This window comes from Microbacterium sp. 10M-3C3, assembly GCF_003931875.1.
GTDB lineage: Bacteria > Actinomycetota > Actinomycetes > Actinomycetales > Microbacteriaceae > Microbacterium.
In genome coordinates this window covers 2,279,392-2,296,223 of the sequence record NZ_CP034245.1, presented here as the reverse complement: position 1 = coordinate 2,296,223, position 16,832 = coordinate 2,279,392, and the positions used below count along the sequence as shown (strand labels likewise).

The 16,832-nt window shown below is 73.3% G+C and carries 13 protein-coding genes and 1 pseudogene; all 14 read left to right on the top strand.

The genetic code is table 11. The features are described from left to right. Nucleotides 1-22: 22 nt before the first annotated feature. Nucleotides 23-1,063, top strand: coding sequence for a phenylalanine--tRNA ligase subunit alpha (pheS, locus tag EI169_RS11135; RefSeq protein WP_125132386.1), 1,041 nt, complete (start codon nucleotides 23-25; stop codon nucleotides 1,061-1,063). Continuing rightward, nucleotides 1,063-3,576: a phenylalanine--tRNA ligase subunit beta gene (pheT, locus tag EI169_RS11130; RefSeq protein WP_125132385.1), complete on the top strand. Its 2,514-nt coding sequence runs from the start codon at nucleotides 1,063-1,065 to the stop codon at nucleotides 3,574-3,576. The genes pheS and pheT overlap by 1 nt, the downstream gene beginning before the upstream one ends. A 19-nt stretch (nucleotides 3,577-3,595) precedes the next feature. Then, nucleotides 3,596-5,336: pseudogene (locus tag EI169_RS11125) on the top strand (alpha-glucosidase). Between the two features lie 156 nt (nucleotides 5,337-5,492). Further along, entirely contained in the window at nucleotides 5,493-6,542 is a 1,050-nt protein-coding gene (gene argC / locus EI169_RS11120) for an N-acetyl-gamma-glutamyl-phosphate reductase (RefSeq protein WP_125132384.1), read from the top strand. Then, nucleotides 6,539-7,696, top strand: coding sequence for a bifunctional glutamate N-acetyltransferase/amino-acid acetyltransferase ArgJ (gene argJ, locus EI169_RS11115; protein WP_125132383.1), 1,158 nt, complete (start codon nucleotides 6,539-6,541; stop codon nucleotides 7,694-7,696). The genes argC and argJ overlap by 4 nt, the downstream gene beginning before the upstream one ends. Continuing rightward, entirely contained in the window at nucleotides 7,693-8,595 is a 903-nt protein-coding gene (argB, locus tag EI169_RS11110; RefSeq protein WP_125132382.1) for an acetylglutamate kinase, read from the top strand. Before argJ ends, argB begins: the two co-directional genes overlap by 4 nt. Further along, complete coding sequence (locus tag EI169_RS11105; protein WP_125132381.1) at nucleotides 8,592-9,824, top strand: acetylornithine transaminase; 1,233 nt, start codon at nucleotides 8,592-8,594, stop codon at nucleotides 9,822-9,824. Before argB ends, EI169_RS11105 begins: the two co-directional genes overlap by 4 nt. Next, on the top strand, nucleotides 9,821-10,744 hold the full coding sequence (argF, locus tag EI169_RS11100) for an ornithine carbamoyltransferase (protein ID WP_125132380.1): 924 nt from the start codon (nucleotides 9,821-9,823) through the stop codon (nucleotides 10,742-10,744). The genes EI169_RS11105 and argF overlap by 4 nt, the downstream gene beginning before the upstream one ends. Further along, nucleotides 10,723-11,865: a heparan-alpha-glucosaminide N-acetyltransferase domain-containing protein gene (locus EI169_RS11095; protein ID WP_125132379.1), complete on the top strand. Its 1,143-nt coding sequence runs from the start codon at nucleotides 10,723-10,725 to the stop codon at nucleotides 11,863-11,865. Before argF ends, EI169_RS11095 begins: the two co-directional genes overlap by 22 nt. Beyond that, nucleotides 11,862-13,292, top strand: a complete 1,431-nt coding sequence (gene argH, locus EI169_RS11090; RefSeq protein WP_125132378.1) for an argininosuccinate lyase — start codon at nucleotides 11,862-11,864, stop codon at nucleotides 13,290-13,292. The genes EI169_RS11095 and argH overlap by 4 nt, the downstream gene beginning before the upstream one ends. Before the next feature lie 50 nt (nucleotides 13,293-13,342). After that, a complete protein-coding gene (locus tag EI169_RS11085) occupies nucleotides 13,343-13,984 on the top strand; it encodes a SatD family protein (protein ID WP_125132377.1) in 642 nt (213 codons plus the stop codon). After that, on the top strand, nucleotides 13,981-14,673 hold the full coding sequence (locus EI169_RS11080) for a hypothetical protein (RefSeq protein WP_125132376.1): 693 nt from the start codon (nucleotides 13,981-13,983) through the stop codon (nucleotides 14,671-14,673). The genes EI169_RS11085 and EI169_RS11080 overlap by 4 nt, the downstream gene beginning before the upstream one ends. Before the next feature lie 13 nt (nucleotides 14,674-14,686). After that, nucleotides 14,687-16,000 (top strand): tyrosine--tRNA ligase, encoded by a 1,314-nt coding sequence (tyrS, locus tag EI169_RS11075; RefSeq protein WP_125132375.1) that lies wholly within the window; start codon nucleotides 14,687-14,689, stop codon nucleotides 15,998-16,000. A 15-nt stretch (nucleotides 16,001-16,015) separates the two neighbouring features. Next, the gene (locus tag EI169_RS11070) at nucleotides 16,016-16,825 is read left to right on the top strand and encodes a DUF4184 family protein (RefSeq protein WP_125132374.1); all 810 of its coding nucleotides are present in this window, start codon (nucleotides 16,016-16,018) and stop codon (nucleotides 16,823-16,825) included. Nucleotides 16,826-16,832: the final 7 nt, after the last annotated feature.

Sequence of the window (16,832 nt, the reverse complement as noted above, 5' to 3'; positions counted from 1 at the left end):
CCCGTCGGTAGACTCGACTCTCGTGTCCGACGCCCCCGAGATCACCCCCGACGCCGTCCAGGCGGCGGTCGACGCGGCCCTCGCCGCGATCGCCGCGGCCACCGACACGGCCGAGCTGAAGGCCGCCCGCGCCGCCCACACGGCGGAGGGATCGCCCCTCGCGCGTCTGAACGCGCGCATGCGCGAAGTCCCGCCCGAGCGCAAGGCCGAGTTCGGCAAGCTCGTCGGGCAGGCCCGCGGGCGCGTCACGCAGGCCCTGGCGGCCCGCGAGGACGAGCTCGCCGCCGCCGAGACCGCAGCGCAGCTCGAGGCCGAGCGGGTGGACATCACGGCGCTCCCGCAGCGCGCGCGGATCGGGGCGCGGCATCCGCTGACCCTTCTGCAGGACCACGTCGGCGACATCTTCGTCGGCATGGGGTGGGAGATCGCCGAAGGGCCCGAGCTCGAGCACGAGTGGTACAACTTCGACGCGCTGAACCTCGACGCCGACCACCCGGCGCGGCAGATGCAGGACACCTTCTACGTCGACCCGGTCGCCCGGCACCTGCTGCTGCGCACGCAGACGAGCCCCGTGCAGATGCGCTCGATGCTCACGCGGGAGCTGCCGATCTACATCGTCTCGCCCGGGCGCGTCTACCGCACCGACGAATTCGACGCGACCCACCTCCCCGTCTTCAGCCAGTTCGAGGGCCTCGTGATCGACAAGGGCATCACGATGGCCCATCTGCGCGGCACGCTCGACCACGTCGCGCGGCAGCTGTTCGGCGACGAGGCGAAGACCCGCATGCGCGCGAACTACTTCCCATTCACCGAGCCCTCCGCCGAGTTCGACCTGTGGCACCCGACGTTCGTCGGCGGCGCCCGCTGGATCGAGTGGGGCGGATGCGGCATGGTCAACCCGAACGTCCTGCGCGCCGCGGGCATCGACCCCGAGGTGTACTCGGGCTTCGCGTTCGGCATGGGTTTCGAGCGGACGCTCATGTTCCGCTCCGACGTGCAGGACATGCGCGACATGGCCGAGGGCGATGTCCGCTTCAGCGAGCAGTTCGGAATGGTGGTCTGATGCGCGTCCCGCTGTCGTGGCTCCGCGAATACGTCGACGTCCCCGCGGAGGCGACGCCCGAGGACGTGCTGGCGTCTCTCGTGTCGGTCGGCTTCGAGGAGGAGGATGTCCACGGCTTCGACCTGACCGGTCCGATCGTGGTCGGGCAGGTGCTCGAGTTCACACCCGAGCCGCAGTCCAACGGCAAGACGATCCGCTGGTGCCAGGTGGACGTCGGCGAGGCGAACGGCGGCGTGCGCGGCATCGTGTGCGGCGCGTCGAACTTCTTCGTCGGCGACAAGGTCGTCGTGACGCTGCCGGGCGCCGTGCTGCCGGGGCCCTTTCCGATCGCGGCACGCAAAACCTACGGGCATGTCTCCGACGGCATGATCGCCTCCGCGAAGGAGCTCGGCCTGGGCGACGAGCACAGCGGCATCCTGCGGCTGGCCGAGCTCGGCCTCGACCCCGAGGTCGGCACCGACGCGATCGCGCTCCTGGGCCTCGACGACGTCGCGGTCGAGATCAACGTCACGCCCGACCGCGGCTACGCCCTGAGCCTGCGCGGTGTGGCCCGCGAGTACTCCCACGCCACGGGCGCCGCCTTCCGCGACCCGGCCGACCGCGCGTTCGAGGAGCTGGAGCAGCCGACCGGCGGCTTTCCCGTCGCCGTCGTCGACGACGCGCCGATCCGGGGCCGGGTGGGAGCGAGCGAGTTCGTCGTGCGGATCGTCCGCGACGTCGATCCGACGCGCCCGACGCCGCCGTGGATGGTCGCGCGGCTCACGCTCGCGGGCATCCGGTCGCTCGGCATCCTCATCGACATCACCAACTACGTCATGCTCGAGCTCGGCAACCCGATCCACGGGTACGACCTCGACCGCCTGTCGGGCGGCATCACGGTGCGCCGTGCGCGCGAGGGCGAGCGGCTCACGACCCTCGACGGCAAGGACCGCGCGCTGAGCGTCGAAGACCTCCTCATCACCGACGAGTCCGGCCCGATCGGCCTCGCGGGGGTCATGGGCGGCGGCACGACGGAGATGACCGACGCCACGCGCAACGTGCTCATCGAGGCGGCGGTCTTCGACACCGTCACGATCGCGCGCACGGCCCGCCGTCACAAGCTGCCCTCCGAGGCCTCGCGCCGCTTCGAGCGCGGCGTCGACCCGCTCGTGCCGTTCGTCGCGGCGCGTCGTGTGGCCGACCTGATGGTGGAGCTGGCCGGCGGGACGCTCGACACCGAGACCGGCGGTGCGCTGTTCGCCGAGGTGTTCCTCGAGGCGATCGCGCTGCCGCGACCGTTCGTCCCCGGCCTCATCGGCGTCGACTACACCGACGACGAGATCACCGGCGCGCTCGAGAGGATCGGCTGCGAGATCGCGGATTCCACGCCCGAGGCGTGGACCGTCGTGCCGCCGTCGTGGCGCCCCGACCTCAGCGACAAGTGGACCCTGGCTGAGGAGGTCGCCCGCATCACGGGCTACGACCGCATCCCCTCGATCCTGCCCGTGCCGCCCTCCGGCCGCGGTCGCACCGCCGCGCAGGACGGGCGGCGCCGCGTGGCCAACGCGCTCGCGGCGGCGGGGTACGTCGAGACGCTCTCGTTCGGCTTCACGACCGAGGCGCAGAACGAGCTGCACGGCTCGCCGTCGGGCGCGCACGTGCCGAGCGTCCTGCTCGCCAACCCGCTGGACGGTCAGGCTCCGGCGCTGCGGCGGAGCCTCGTTCCGGGGCTGCTGCAGGTGGCGCACCGCAACCAGTCGCGCGGCCTCGTCGACCTCGCCGTGTTCGAGATCGGGTCGGTGTTCACGCCCGAGCCGGGTGTCGCGTACGGCACCGAGACGGTGCCCGCCGCGGCCGAGCGCCCGGATGCGGCGACCCTCGCGGCGCTCGATGCGGCCATACCGCCGCAGCCGCGTCACGTCGCGGTGCTTCTGACGGGCAACCGCGTCGCGAAGCAGCCGGGCCAGCCGGCCGAGCCGTTCGACCTCGCCGACGCCGTCGATGCGGTGCGCGCGATCGCCGCCGCGGCCGGGGCGGACCTGGACGTGCGTCAGGGCGAGCGGGCGGCGCTGCATCCGGGCCGCACCGGCATCGTGAGCGTCGACGGTGTGGACGTGGGCTACGTCGGCGAGGTGCTCCCGGCCGTGTCGGCCGAGACCGATCTCCCGGGTCGGGTCTACGTCGCCGAGCTCGACCTCGACGCCGTGCTCGCACGGGCGGGGCAGCGGATCGTCGCGGCCTCGCTGTCGGGCTACCCGGTGGCGACGCAGGACGTGTCGCTCGTCGTGCCCGCCGACGTCCCGGCCGCGGGCGTCCGCGCCGCGCTCGCCGAGGGCGCGGGGACGCTGCTGGAGGCCGTGCGCCTCGTCGACGACTACCGCGGCGCGGGCGTGCCGGAGGGATCCAAGAGCCTGACGTTCGCGCTGCGCTTCCGCGCCCCCGACCGCACGCTCACCGCCGCCGAGGCGACCGACGCCAAGCTCGCGGGTGTCGCGGTCGCGGCCGAGCGCTTCGGCGCGCGCATCCGCGACTGAGACTTCTCGGAGGGGCACGATGGCCGACGAGCCGGGATGGTGGAAGAGCGCCGTCGTCTACCAGATCTGGCCGCGCAGCTTCCAGGACTCCGACGGTGACGGCATCGGCGACCTCCGCGGCATCCTGCGGCGCCTCGACCACCTCGAGCGCCTGGGTGTGGACGTCGTGTGGCTGTCGCCGGTGTACCGCAGCCCGCACGCGGACAACGGATACGACATCAGCGACTACGAGGACATCGACCCCGTGTTCGGGACCCTCGGCGACCTCGACGAGCTGATCGCGGCCCTGCACGCGCGCGGCATGAAGCTCGTCATGGACCTCATCGTGAACCACACGTCCGACGAGCACGCGTGGTTCGAGGAGTCGCGCGCGAGCCGCGACAGCGCGAAGCGCGACTGGTACTCGTGGCGCCCTGCCCGGCCCGGCACGGTGGGCGGCGAAGCCGGCGCGGAGCCGACCAACTGGGAGTCGTTCTTCTCCGGCTCGGTGTGGGAATGGGATGCGGCGACCGGGGAGTACTACCTCCACCTGTTCGACCGCAAGCAGCCCGATCTGAACTGGGAGAACCCCGAGGTGCGCCAGGCGGTGTACGCCATGATGCGCCGCTGGCTCGACCGCGGCGTCGACGGCTTCCGCATGGACGTGATCAACCTCATCTCGAAGCAGCCGATCCTCGGCGACGCCCCCGCCCGCCCGGGCCACGCGTTCGCCGACGGCTCGCGGTTCTACGTCAACGGCCCGCGCCTGCACGAGTTCCTCCAGGAGATGCACCGCGAGGTGTTCGACGGGCGGGACGGCCTGCTCACCGTGGGAGAGACGCCCGGGGTGACCTTCGAGGAAGCGCGGCTGCTGACCGATCCGGCGCGCCGTGAGGTGGACATGGTGTTCCAGTTCGACCACGTCGGCCTCGACCGCGGCCCCGAGTCGAAGTTCTCCCCGCGGCCGCTCGAGCCGGGCGAGCTCGCGGCGTCGTTCACGGCGTGGCAGGAGGCGCTCGCCGACGTCGGCTGGAACAGCCTCTACCTACCTCGCCAACCACGACCAGCCGCGCCCCGTCAGCCGGTTCGGCGACGACGGCCGCTGGTGGCGCGAGTCGGCGACCGCCCTGGCGACGATCCTCCACCTGCAGCGCGGCACGCCGTATGTGTACCAGGGCGAGGAGATCGGGATGACCAACGGCGCGTTCGCTGCGATCGACGCCTTCCGCGACGTCGAGTCGCTCGGCCATTACGCCGCAGAGGTCGCGCGCGGAATCGATCCCGCCGACGTGCTGCCGGGGCTCGCTTCGCACGGTCGCGACAACGCGCGCACCCCGATGCAGTGGGACGCGTCCGCGCACGCGGGGTTCACGACCGGCACGCCGTGGATCGACGTGGCACCGAGCGCCGCCCGCATCAGCGTCGCCGCGCAGGCGGACGATCCCCGCTCCGTTCTCGCGCACTACCGTGCGCTGATCCGCCTGCGGCACGAGCTTTCCGTCGTCGTCGACGGCGACTTCCGCCGGATCGATGCGGGGGACCCGGCCGTGTTCGCCTTCGTCCGCCGGCTCGGGGACGAGCAGCTGCTCGTCGTCGCGAACCTGTCGTCCCAGCCGCGGTCGCCGGATGCGGCCGCCCTCGCCGCGTGGCACCACGCCGACGTGCTGCTCGCGAACGTGGACGACGTGCCCGCGCCCGACGCCGAGCTCGCCCCGTGGACAGCCGTCGTGCGTCGCCGCGCCGCGTCAGGCGATTTGCACGGCGCGGCCCCGACGGGCTAACCTCGCCGCATGCTTCCCGCTCCCGCCGCGCCCGCCCTGGGCATCGCGGGCTCGCGCGTGCGCCGCGGCCGCCGACTCTAGGCGACCCCGACGCGTCTGCTGCGGCCGGGTGTCGCCGTCTCCGGCCCCCTCGCCCCAGACAATAAGGTGGAAGCCATGCCCTATTCGGTCGCCGTCTCCGGCGCATCCGGCTACGCCGGCGGTGAAGCGCTGCGCCTGCTCGCGGCGCACCCCGACGTCGAGATCCGCACCGTCACGGCGCACTCCAACGCCGGGCAGCCGCTCATCGAGCACCAGCCGCACCTGCGCTCGCTCGCGCACCTGACGCTGCAGGACACGACGCCCGACGTGCTGGCCGGCCATGACATCGTCGTGCTCGCCCTGCCGCACGGGCAGTCCGCGCAGTACACGGACGCTCTCGTCGACACGCCGCTCGTGATCGACGCCGGCGCCGACCATCGCCTCACCGAGGCCGCCGACTGGGCGCGTTTCTACGGCGGCCCGCATCCGGATCCGTGGACCTACGGCGTCCCCGAGCTCCCCGTCGCCGGCGGCAAGCAGCGCGCGGCGCTGGCCGGCGCGACCCGCATCGCCGCCCCCGGATGCAACGCGTCCACGGTGTCGCTGAGCATCGCGCCGGGTGTCGCCGCCGGCGTCGTCGACCCCGCCGGCATCGTCACCGTGCTGGCGGTCGGACCGAGCGGCGCGGGCAAGAGCGCGAAGACGCACCTGCTCGCATCCGAGATCCTCGGCTCGGCCAACCCCTACGCCGTCGGGGGCACGCACCGGCACATCCCCGAGATCCGTCAGGCGCTCGTCGCCGCCGGCGCGCCGGCCGACGCCGTGCGCATCTCCTTCACACCCGTCATCGTGCCGATGGCCCGCGGCATCCTCGCCACGACGTCCGCGCCGATCGCGCCGGGCGCGACGGACGCGCAGATCCGCGAGGCGTGGGAGAGCGCGTACGCCGACGAGCCGTTCGTCCAGCTGCTGCCGGCCGGAGCATTCCCGCGCACGGCCGACGTCCTCGGCGCGAACACCGCGCTGCTCGGTCTCGCGGTCGACCGCGACGCGGGCCGCGTCGTGGTCGTCGCCGCGGTCGACAACCTCGTCAAGGGCACCGCCGGCGCGGCCGTCCAATCGATGAACATCGCCCTGGGCCTGGCGGAGACCACGGCGCTCAGCGTGAACGGAGTCGCCCCGTGAGTGTCACCGCCCCCGCCGGATTCGAAGCATCCGGCGTCGCCGTCGGCCTGAAATCGACCGGCCGCCCCGACGTCGCCGTCGTCGTCAACCGCGGGCCCCTCAAGGTCGGGGCCGCGGTCTTCACGTCCAACCGGGCCAAGGCGAACCCGATCCTGTGGTCGGAGCAGGCGATCCGGGACGGGGTCGTCGAGGCGGTCGTCCTCAACTCCGGCGGCGCGAACTGCTTCACCGGCGCGTTCGGGTTCCAGACCACGCACCAGACCGCCGAGAAGGCCGCCGAGCTCCTGGGCGTCTCGGCCGGGGATGTGCTGGTGTGCTCGACCGGCCTCATCGGCACGGGCGACGAGGTCTTCCGTGCGAAGGTGCTCGCGGGCGTCGAGCAGGGCGTCGCCGCCCTCTCGCCGGACGGGGGAGAGGACGCCTCGCTCGCGATCATGACGACCGACTCGCGGCCCAAGCGCGCCGTGCGCACCGGCGACGGCTGGACGATCGGCGGCATGGCCAAGGGCGCGGGCATGCTGGCGCCGGGACTTGCGACCATGCTCGTCGTGCTCACCACCGATGCCGTGCTCGATGCGGCGGAGGCGGATGCGGCGCTGCGGGCCGCGACGCGGACGAGCTTCGACCGGCTCGACTCCGACGGCTGCATGTCCACGAACGACCAGGTGACGCTCATGGTCAGCGGCGCGAGCGGCGTCACGCCCGACCCGGCGGCGTTCCGCGCGGCGCTCGCGGAGGTGTGCCAGGACCTCGCCGAGCAGCTGCAGGGCGACGCCGAGGGCGCGAGCCACGACATCCGCATCGAGGTCACCGGTGCCGCCAGCGAGGACGACGCCGTCGAGGTCGGCCGCTCCGTCGCCCGCAACAACCTGTTCAAGGCCGCGATCTTCGGCAACGACCCCAACTGGGGGCGCGTGCTCGCCGCGATCGGCACGACGCGGGCCGCCTTCGATCCGTACGCCGTGGACGTGTGGATGAACGGCGTGCGCGTGTGCGCGGCGGGAGGGCCCGACCGTCCGCGCGAGGAGGTCGACCTGACGCCCCGCGCGACGACGGTCGCGATCGACCTGCACCACGGGGACGCCTCGGCGACGATCCTCACGAACGACCTCACCCACGACTACGTCCACGAGAACAGCGCGTACTCCTCATGAGCGGCATCGACCTGCAAGACACCGACCCGGCCGCCGCGAGCGAGCGGGCGGCCTCCCTCGTCGAGTCGCTGCCGTGGCTGCGCCGTTTCCGCGACAAGGTGGTCGTCGTGAAGTACGGCGGCAACGCCATGGTCAGCGACGAGCTGCAGGACGCGTTCGCCGCCGACATCGCCTACCTCCGCTACGTGGGCGTGCTGCCGGTCGTGGTCCACGGCGGCGGCCCGCAGATCTCCTCGATGCTCGACCGGCTCGCCATCCCGAGCGAGTTCAAGGGCGGCTACCGCGTGACCTCGACCGAGGCGATCTCCGTCGTGCGCATGGTGCTGACCGGGCAGATCAACCCGCAGCTCGTGGCCAAGGTCAACGCGCACGGGCCGCTGGCCACGGGGCTCAGCGGCGAGGACGCGGGCCTGTTCGGCGGACGTCGCCGCGGCGTCGTCGTGGACGGCGTCGAGCACGACCTCGGCCGGGTCGGCGACGTCGTGACGGTCGATCCGACGCCCGTGCGCGACCATCTCGACGCCGGGCGCATCCCGATCGTCTCGAGCATCGCGCCCGACCTCGACCATCCCGGCCACTCGCTGAACGTCAACGCGGATGCGGCGGCGGCGGCGCTGGCCGTCGCGCTCGGCGCCGAGAAGCTCGTCGTGCTGACCGATGTGCCGGGGCTCTACGCCGACTGGCCGAACCGCGAATCCCTCGTCTCCCACCTCACCTCGACCGAGCTGCGCGCGATGATGCCGCGACTGGAGTCGGGCATGATCCCGAAGATGCAGGCGTGCCTGGACGCCGTGGAGGGCGGCGTGCCCACCGCGGCGATCATCGACGGGCGCGTACCGCACTCGGTGCTCGTGGAGCTGTTCACCAGCAAGGGAATCGGAACGGAGGTGGTCGCATGAGCGACACCGCAACCTGGCAGGACGACGCGGGCCGCGACCTCGTCCGCAGCTTCGGCGACCGCATGGCGCTGTTCGTGCGCGGCGAGGGCGCCCACCTGTGGGACGGCGACGGCCGGCGCTACCTCGACTTCCTCGCCGGCATCGCCGTCGACGCGCTCGGGCACGCGCACCCCGTGTTCGTCGAGGCGGTGACGCGGCAGGCGGCCACGCTCGCGCACGTGTCGAACTACTTCGCCACCCCGCCGCAGCTCGAGCTCGCCGCGCGGCTCAAGCGCCTCGCCGGCACCGGGCCGTCGGGGCGCGTCTACTTCGGCAACTCCGGCGCCGAGGCGAACGAGGCGGCCTTCAAGCTCGCGCGCCTGCACGGCCGCGCCGACGGCCGCACCCGCATCCTGACCCTGCGCGGCGGCTTCCACGGCCGCACGATGGGCACGCTCGCCCTCACCGGCAAGCCCGCGCTGCAGGCCGACTTCCTGCCGATGGTGCCTGGGGTCGAGCACCTCGACGCGACCGTCGCCGCACTCGAAGCCGCGATGGACGAGCAGGTCGCCGCCCTCGTCGTCGAGCCCATCCAGGGGGAGGCCGGCGTCGTCGAGCTCCCGGCGGGCTACCTCGCCGCCGCGCGCGAGCTCACCGCCCGGCACGGCGCGCTCCTCATCGTCGACGAGATCCAGACCGGTGCCGGCCGCACGGGGGAGTGGTTCGCCTTCCAGCACGAGGGCATCGTCCCTGACGCCATCACGGTCGCCAAGGGCGTGGGCGGCGGCTTCCCGATCGGCGCGCTCATCACCTTCGGCGCGGCGAGCGAGCTGTTCTATCCCGGCACCCACGGCTCGACCTTCGGGGGCAACCCGCTCGCGACGGCCGTGGCGGGAGCCGTGCTCGGCGAGATCGAGCGCGCCGAGCTCGTCGGCAACGCCCGCGCGCGCGGCGCGCAGCTGCGGGAGGCGATCCTCGCGATCGGCTCGCCGCTGGTGACGGGCGTCCGCGGGCGCGGGCTACTGCTCGGCGTGGCGCTGGCCCACCCCGTCGCGAAGGCGGTGGTCGCCGCGGCGCAGGCGCACGGACTCATCGTGAACGCGCCCAACGACGACACGATCCGCCTCGTCCCGGCCCTCACGATCGGCGACGCCGAGATCGCCGAGTTCGCGGAGCTCTTCCGCGCGGCCCTCGCGACGGTGTCCGATTCGCTGCTGCTGGATGCGGCGGCGACGGAGGTGACGGCATGACCCGGCATCTGCTGCGCGACGACGACCTGGGCCCCGCCGAGCAGGCGGAGATCCTCGATCTCGCGCTCGAGCTGAAGAAGGACCGCTGGGCGCTCAAGCCCCTCGCGGGCCCGCAGACGGTCGCGGTGATCTTCGACAAGTCCTCCACCCGCACGCGCGTGTCGTTCGCGGTCGGCATCGCCGACCTCGGCGGCTCCCCGCTGATCATCTCGACCGCCAACAGTCAGCTCGGCGGCAAGGAGACCCCCTCCGACACCGCGCGCGTCCTCGAGCGACAGGTCGCCGCGATCGTGTGGCGCACGTACGCGCAGGCGGGCCTGGAGGAGATGGCGCGGGGGACGCGGGTGCCGGTGGTCAACGCGCTCAGCGACGACTTCCACCCCTGCCAGCTGCTCGCCGATCTCCTCACGATCCGCGAGCACAAGGGCGACCTCGCGGGCCTCACGCTGTCGTTCTTCGGAGACGGGCGCAGCAACATGGCGCACTCATACGTGCTGGCCGGCGTGACGGCCGGCATGCACGTGCGCGTCGCGTCGCCCGAGAGCTACGCGCCGCGCGAGGATGTGGTGCGCGACGCCGACGCGATCGCCGCCCGCACCGGCGGCTCCGTGACGCTGTACACCGATCCCGTGGAGGCCGCCGCCGGCGCCGACGTCGTCGTGACGGACACGTGGGTGTCGATGGGCAAGGAGGAGGAGAAGCTCGCGCGCCTGCGCGACCTCGGCGCCTACAAGGTGACGCAGGAGATCATGGGCCTGGCTCGCCCCGACGCGATCTTCATCCACTGCCTCCCGGCCGACCGCGGCTACGAGGTCGACGCCGAGGTCATCGACGGCCCGCAGAGCGTCGTGTGGGACGAGGCCGAGAACCGGCTGCACGCGCAGAAGGCGCTGCTGGTGTGGCTTCTCCGACAGGGGTGAGCGCGCTCGCCGCCCGGTGGCGGCGTTTCGACGGACCGGCGCGCATCGCCGGCGTCGACCTCGCCCGCGGCCTCGCGGTCGTCGGCATGTTCGCGGCGCACCTGCTCGTGATCCAGCCCTTCGCCCCCGGCGACCCCGCGACGTGGGCCGACGTCGTCAACGGGCGCTCGTCGATCCTCTTCGCGACCCTCGCCGGCGTCTCGATCGGGCTCGTGACCGGCGGCCCCCGCCCGCTGCGGGGGCCCGCGCGCGCCCGCGAATCGGCGCGCCTGGCCCTGCGCGCGGGCCTGCTCTGGGCGATCGGGCTCGCGCTCGTCATGACCCAGGTGCCGGTGTACGTCATCCTCCCCGCCTACGGACTGCTCTTCCTCCTCTCGCTGCCGTTCCTGGGCTGGCGCACGCCGGCGCTCGCCGCCGCCGCGGGCGTCGTCGCGCTCGTCATGCCGTGGCCGCAGGCGCTGTGGGACGCGTCGCCGTGGTGGTCGACGGCCGACGGCGCGACACTGTCGGCCGTCATCGGCTGGCACTACCCCTTCCCGGTCTGGATCGCGTTCGTGCTCGCGGGGCTGGCCGCCGCGCGCGCCGACATCCGCTCGCCGCGCGTCGCGGTGCTCCTCGTCGTCATCGGCGGCGCGCTCGCCGCGTTCGGCTACGGGCTGGATGCCGTGTCGGGCTCGTCGTTCGGTGAGGAGCCGCTGTCGCTGTGGTGGGCGGTGTGGACCGCGCGTGCGCACTCCTCCGGGATCCTCGAGGTCGTCGGCTCGGGCGGGTTCGCGCTCGCCGTGATCGGTGCGTGCCTGCTCGTGTGCCGCACGCCGGTGCGGTGGGTCGCCGTGCCGCTGCGGGCGGTCGGGTCGATGCCGCTCACGGCGTACACGGCGCAGATCCTCGTGTGGGCGGTGGTCGCCGCATCCGAGCTCGACGCGGTCCGCGACCTCCGCGGATTCCGCGCGCTCGAGCCGTTCTGGCCGATGACCCTCGGCATCGTCGCGGCGTGCACCGCGTGGGCGCTGCTCATCGGCCGCGGGCCGCTCGAGGCGGCGATCGCCCGCGTGACGGCGCTCGTCGTGCCGGACGGCGACCGGGAGCGCCCCGGCCGCGTCGATAGGCTGGAGCGATGAGCACGGCGAGCGGACACGGTACGAACGAGGGCGCCCTGTGGGGTGCGCGGTTCGCGGGCGGCCCCTCGCCGGAGCTGGCGGAGCTGAGTCGGTCGACGCACTTCGACTGGCAGCTCGCGCCCTACGACATCGCCGGGTCCCACGCCCACGCCACCGCGCTCGAGGCCGCCGGCTACCTCACCGCCGACGAGGCGCGCGACATGCACGCGGGACTCGACGCGATCGCCGCGCACGTGGCCGACGGCTCCCTTCTTCCCGGTCCTGACGACGAGGACGTGCACGGCGCGCTCGAGAGCGCCCTCATCGCCGAGGTGGGCCCGGTGCTCGGCGGGCGGCTGCGCGCCGGGCGCAGCCGCAACGACCAGATCGCGACCCTCATCCGGCTGTACCTGCGCGATCACGCCCGCACGATCGCGCGCGAGATCGTCCGGCTCGTCGACGCGCTCGTCGCGCAGGCCGACGCCCACGCCGACGCGGTGATGCCCGGACGCACGCACCTGCAGCACGCGCAGCCGATCCTGCTGGCCCATCACCTGCAGGCGTATGGCTGGGCCCTGACGCGCGGTCTCGAGCGGCTGCGGGACTGGTCGGCGCGCGCGGCGGTGTCGCCGTACGGCGGCGGGGCGCTGGCCGGGTCGTCGCTCGGACTCGATCCCCAGCTCGTCGCGCGCGAACTCGGTCTCGACCGGCCGGCGGACAACTCCCTCGACGGCACGGCCTCCCGCGACGTCGTGGCCGAGTTCGCCTTCGTCGCCGCGATGATCGCGGTCGACCTGTCGCGGCTGTCGGAGGACGTCATCCTGTGGAACACGCGCGAGTTCGGCTTCGTCACGCTCGATGACGCGTACTCCACGGGGTCGAGCATCATGCCGCAGAAGAAGAACCCCGACATCGCCGAGCTCGCGCGCGGCAAGGCCGGGCGCGTGATCGGCAACCTCGCGGGTCTGCTCGCGACGCTCAAGGGCCTGCCGCTGGCGTACAACCGCGACATCCAGGAGGACAAGGAGCCCGTCTTCGACTCGGTGCGCACGCTCGAGCTCGTGCTGCCGGCCTTCGCCGGCATGATCGCGACCCTGCGGTTCGACACCGAGCGGATGGCGGCCCTCGCGCCGGAGGGGTTCTCCCTCGCGACCGACGTCGCCGACTGGCTGGTGCGCCGTGGGGTGCCCTTCCGCGACGCCCACGAGATCTCGGGCGCGCTCGTGCGCGCATGCGAGGCACGGGGCATCGGCCTGGAAGAGGCGACGGACGAGCTCCTCGCGGATGTCTCGCCCGACCTCACCCCCGACGTGCGCGAGGTGCTGTTGGTGAGCGGGTCGGTCGACAGCCGTGCCGGGATCGGCGGCACCGCGCCGGTGCGGGTCGCCGAGCAGCGTCGCGCGCTCATCGCGCGCACGCAGGAGCTCGCCCACGCTCTGGGCATCTGACGATCAGTGGAGGGCTGATATCTGACACAAATCAGCGATACGCTTATGGCATGAGCGTTGTCGTGATCGCAGACATCATCGGCTCCCGTCGCCTGGAGAGCCGATCCGACGCGCAGCGCCGACTCGAGGCCGTGATCGCCGCCGTGGAGGCCGACCGCCCGCTCGCGACGCAGCCGCTCACCTCCACGGTCGGCGACGAGCTCCAGGCGGTGTACGACGCCCTCGAGAACGCGCTCACCGCCATCCTGCTCCTCCAGCTCGCTCTGCCCGACGACATCCGGTGCCGTTACGGGATCGGCGTCGGCGAGATCGCGCCGGTGGACTCGCGCGCGGGCGAGCGCACCGACGGCCCGGGATGGTGGGCCGCTCGCGCGGCGATCGAACGCGTGCACGCCCTGCAGCAGCGCGCCGCGCCGAGCGCGCGCACGTGGGTCGCCGCCGCCGAGGGGGAGGATGCCGCCATGGCCCCCACGATCGCCCTCGCCAACGCGTACGCGCTCGCGCGCGACCAGCTCGTCGCGGGCATGACCGAGCGCACCCGCCGGCTCGTGTACGGCCGATGCCTCGGACGCACGCAGGCGGCGCTCGCCGCCGAGGAGGGCATCACGCAGTCGGCAGTATCGCAGGCGCTCGCCGGCGCCGGCGCGGGTGCGCTGCTCACGGGGCTCGACCTCCTGGAGCGCGCGTCGTGATCGTCGCCGGCCTGATCCTCCTCGCCGTCGGCGGCGCCGACCTGCTGCGCCGCCATGTGGGCGCGCGGCGCTGGGTGGCGTACGTCGCCGCCGGCATCCTCCTGATCGTGCTCGCCGCCGCCGTCGACGCCGTGGCCGCCGCGATCGCCGCACTCCTGATCGCTGCGGCGTGGCTCCTGGCCGTCCGCGACGACGGCTCCTCGCGCGCGGGCCTTGCGGTCGCGGCGGCCCTCGTCGTCGTGTGCGCAGCGGCCGTCGTGTGGGTGCCCGCCCGCGCGTCCGGAGGGGCGTCCATCGTCGGGCCGTGGGGCGTGCTGTCGCCGGACGCGCTCGTCGCCGTGCTCGGTGCCGCCGTCTTCCTCACCGAGTCGGGCAATGTGCTGGTGCGCTCGGCGCTGCGCCGCGAGCACGCAGTCTCGCCCGAGGCATCCGGTCTCAAGGGCGGCCGGCTCATCGGCCCGCTCGAGCGACTCCTCGTCTTCGCGCTGACGCTTGCGGGCGCGTACACGCTCCTGGCGGCGGTCCTCGCGGCCAAGGGCATCGTGCGCTTCCCCGAGATCTCCCGCGACGGCGAGTCGGGGGAGCGGGCTGAGTACTTCCTCATCGGCAGCCTCGTGAGCTGGGCGAGCGCCCTCGCCGCCGCCCTCCTGGTGTGGTGGGGCGTCGCGGGCGGGGCCGGGGTGCGCTGATAGCCTGGAACGCGTGTCAGATCTGAGGCAGGAGCAGGCGCTCCGGGCGCTCGCCCCCGTCAACGACCCGAGCTTCGAGGACGTGTGGGAGGAGCTCGTCTGGCGCGGGCTCGTGCACGTGTCGACGGATGCGGCGGCGCTGAAGGAGCTCCTGGCGGGGCCGCCCGCGGTCTTTTACTGCGGCTTCGATCCGACCGCCCCGAGCCTGCACCTCGGCAACCTCGTGCAGCTGCTCGTCATGCGGCGCCTGCAGCTGGCCGGCCATCGCCCCCTCGGGCTCGTCGGCGGATCCACCGGCCTCATCGGCGATCCGCGGCCCACCGCCGAGCGCACGCTCAACACGCCCGAGACCGTCGCCGAGTGGGTGGGGCGGCTGCGCGGGCAGGTCGAGCGCTTCCTGAGCTTCGACGGCGACAGCGCCGCGCGCATCGTGAACAACCTGGACTGGACGGCGCCGCTGAGCGCGATCGACTTCCTCCGCGAGATCGGCAAGCACTACCGCGTCGGCACGATGCTGAAGAAGGACGCGGTCGCGGCGCGGCTGAACTCCGACGCCGGTATCAGCTACACCGAGTTCAGCTACCAGATCCTCCAAGGGCTCGACTACCTCGAGCTGCACCGCGCGTACGGGTGCGTGCTGCAGACCGGCGGCAGCGACCAGTGGGGCAACCTCACGAGCGGGGTCGATCTGATCCACCGCGTCGAGGGGGTGTCGGTGCACGCGCTCGGCACGCCGCTGATCACCAACAGCGACGGGTCGAAGTTCGGCAAGAGCGAGGGCAACGCGATCTGGCTCGACGCCGACATGTGCTCGCCGTACGCGTTCTACCAGTTCTGGCTCAACACGCTCGACGACGACGTCGTGGCGCGCCTGAAGATCTTCACGTTCCTCTCCCGCGACGAGATCGCTCACTACGAGCAGCTCGTGCGTGACGAGCCGTTCCGCCGGGCCGCGCAGCGACGACTGGCCGAGGAGGTCACGGCGTTCGTGCACGGCGAGGCCGCGATGCGCGCCGTCGCCGCCGCATCCGAAGCGCTCTTCGGCGCGGGCGACCTGACGGTCCTCGACCCCGGCACGCTCCGCAGCGCGCTGAGCGAACTGCCGCACGCGGAGGTCACGGCCGGCACGCCGGTGCTCGACGCGCTCGTCGCCACCGGGCTCGTGTCGAGTCTCAGCGAGGGTCGGCGCGCGATCGCCCAGGGCGGTGTGTCGCTCGACGGCGCACGCGTGGAGTCCGACGGCGCCGTGGTGTCGGGGTCGCTCCCGGGCGGGGTGTCGGTGCTCCGCCGCGGCAAGAAGACGCTCGCCGGGCTCTTCGTCGGCTGACTCCGGCCGCCGATCGTGCCGTTCACGCCGAGCCACGCGATCGTCGCCCTGCCGTTCGTCCGCACGCCGCTCGTGCCGGCCGCGATCGCGATCGGCGCGATGACCCCCGACCTGCCCCTGTTCGTGCGGGCCGTCGTGCCCGCCTACGGGCGCACCCACGATCTCACGTGGCTGCCGCTCACGGTGGTGTGGGCGCTCGCGCTCCTGCTCGTGTGGCGCGCGGTGCTGCGGCCGGCCGTGCGTGAGCTGTCTCCGACGTGGCTCGCCGACCGGTTGCCGATCGCGTGGGACGCGGGTGCGCCGGTCGCGCTGCGCGAGACCTTCGGAGGGCGGCGCGGCCGGCCGTCGGTCTCGACGGTGGGGCTCGTGCTGGTCTCGCTCGCGCTGGGAGTCGTGACGCACATCGTGTGGGACCTGTTCACGCACGAGGGGCGGGCCGGCAGCGAGCTGCTTCCGGCACTCGCCGGCATGTGGGGACCGCTGCCCGGCTGCACATGGCTGCAGCACGGGTCGAGCATCCTCGGGCTCGCGGTCCTCGCGGCGTGCGGAGGGGTCTGGCTGCGGGGGCGGCGGCCGGAAGGCCGCGTGCGTCGCGTGCTTCCGCCCGCGGTCCGCGTGGTGTGGTGGGCGTCGCTTCCCGCCGTGCTCGTCGTCGCGTGCGTCGTCGGCCTCGCGGTGTGGGGACCCCTCGCCGGTGCGTTCACCCCGGCCCATCTCGCGTATCGGGTTCTCCCGCCGGCGTGCGCGCTGTGGGGAGGGGCGACCCTGGCGCTGGCCGTGCTCGTACAGGCCCTGCGCGCCCCGCTGGCGCACGAACGCCGCTGAGGGGCCG

Coding starts and splice junctions, on each gene's coding strand:
- pheT (WP_125132385.1), top strand. CDS start 1,063: ATGCGCGTCCCGCTGTCGTGGCTCCGCGAATACGTCGACGTCCCCGCG.
- argC (WP_125132384.1), top strand. CDS start 5,493: ATGCCCTATTCGGTCGCCGTCTCCGGCGCATCCGGCTACGCCGGCGGT.
- argB (WP_125132382.1), top strand. CDS start 7,693: ATGAGCGGCATCGACCTGCAAGACACCGACCCGGCCGCCGCGAGCGAG.
- EI169_RS11105 (WP_125132381.1), top strand. CDS start 8,592: ATGAGCGACACCGCAACCTGGCAGGACGACGCGGGCCGCGACCTCGTC.
- argF (WP_125132380.1), top strand. CDS start 9,821: ATGACCCGGCATCTGCTGCGCGACGACGACCTGGGCCCCGCCGAGCAG.
- argH (WP_125132378.1), top strand. CDS start 11,862: ATGAGCACGGCGAGCGGACACGGTACGAACGAGGGCGCCCTGTGGGGT.
- EI169_RS11085 (WP_125132377.1), top strand. CDS start 13,343: ATGAGCGTTGTCGTGATCGCAGACATCATCGGCTCCCGTCGCCTGGAG.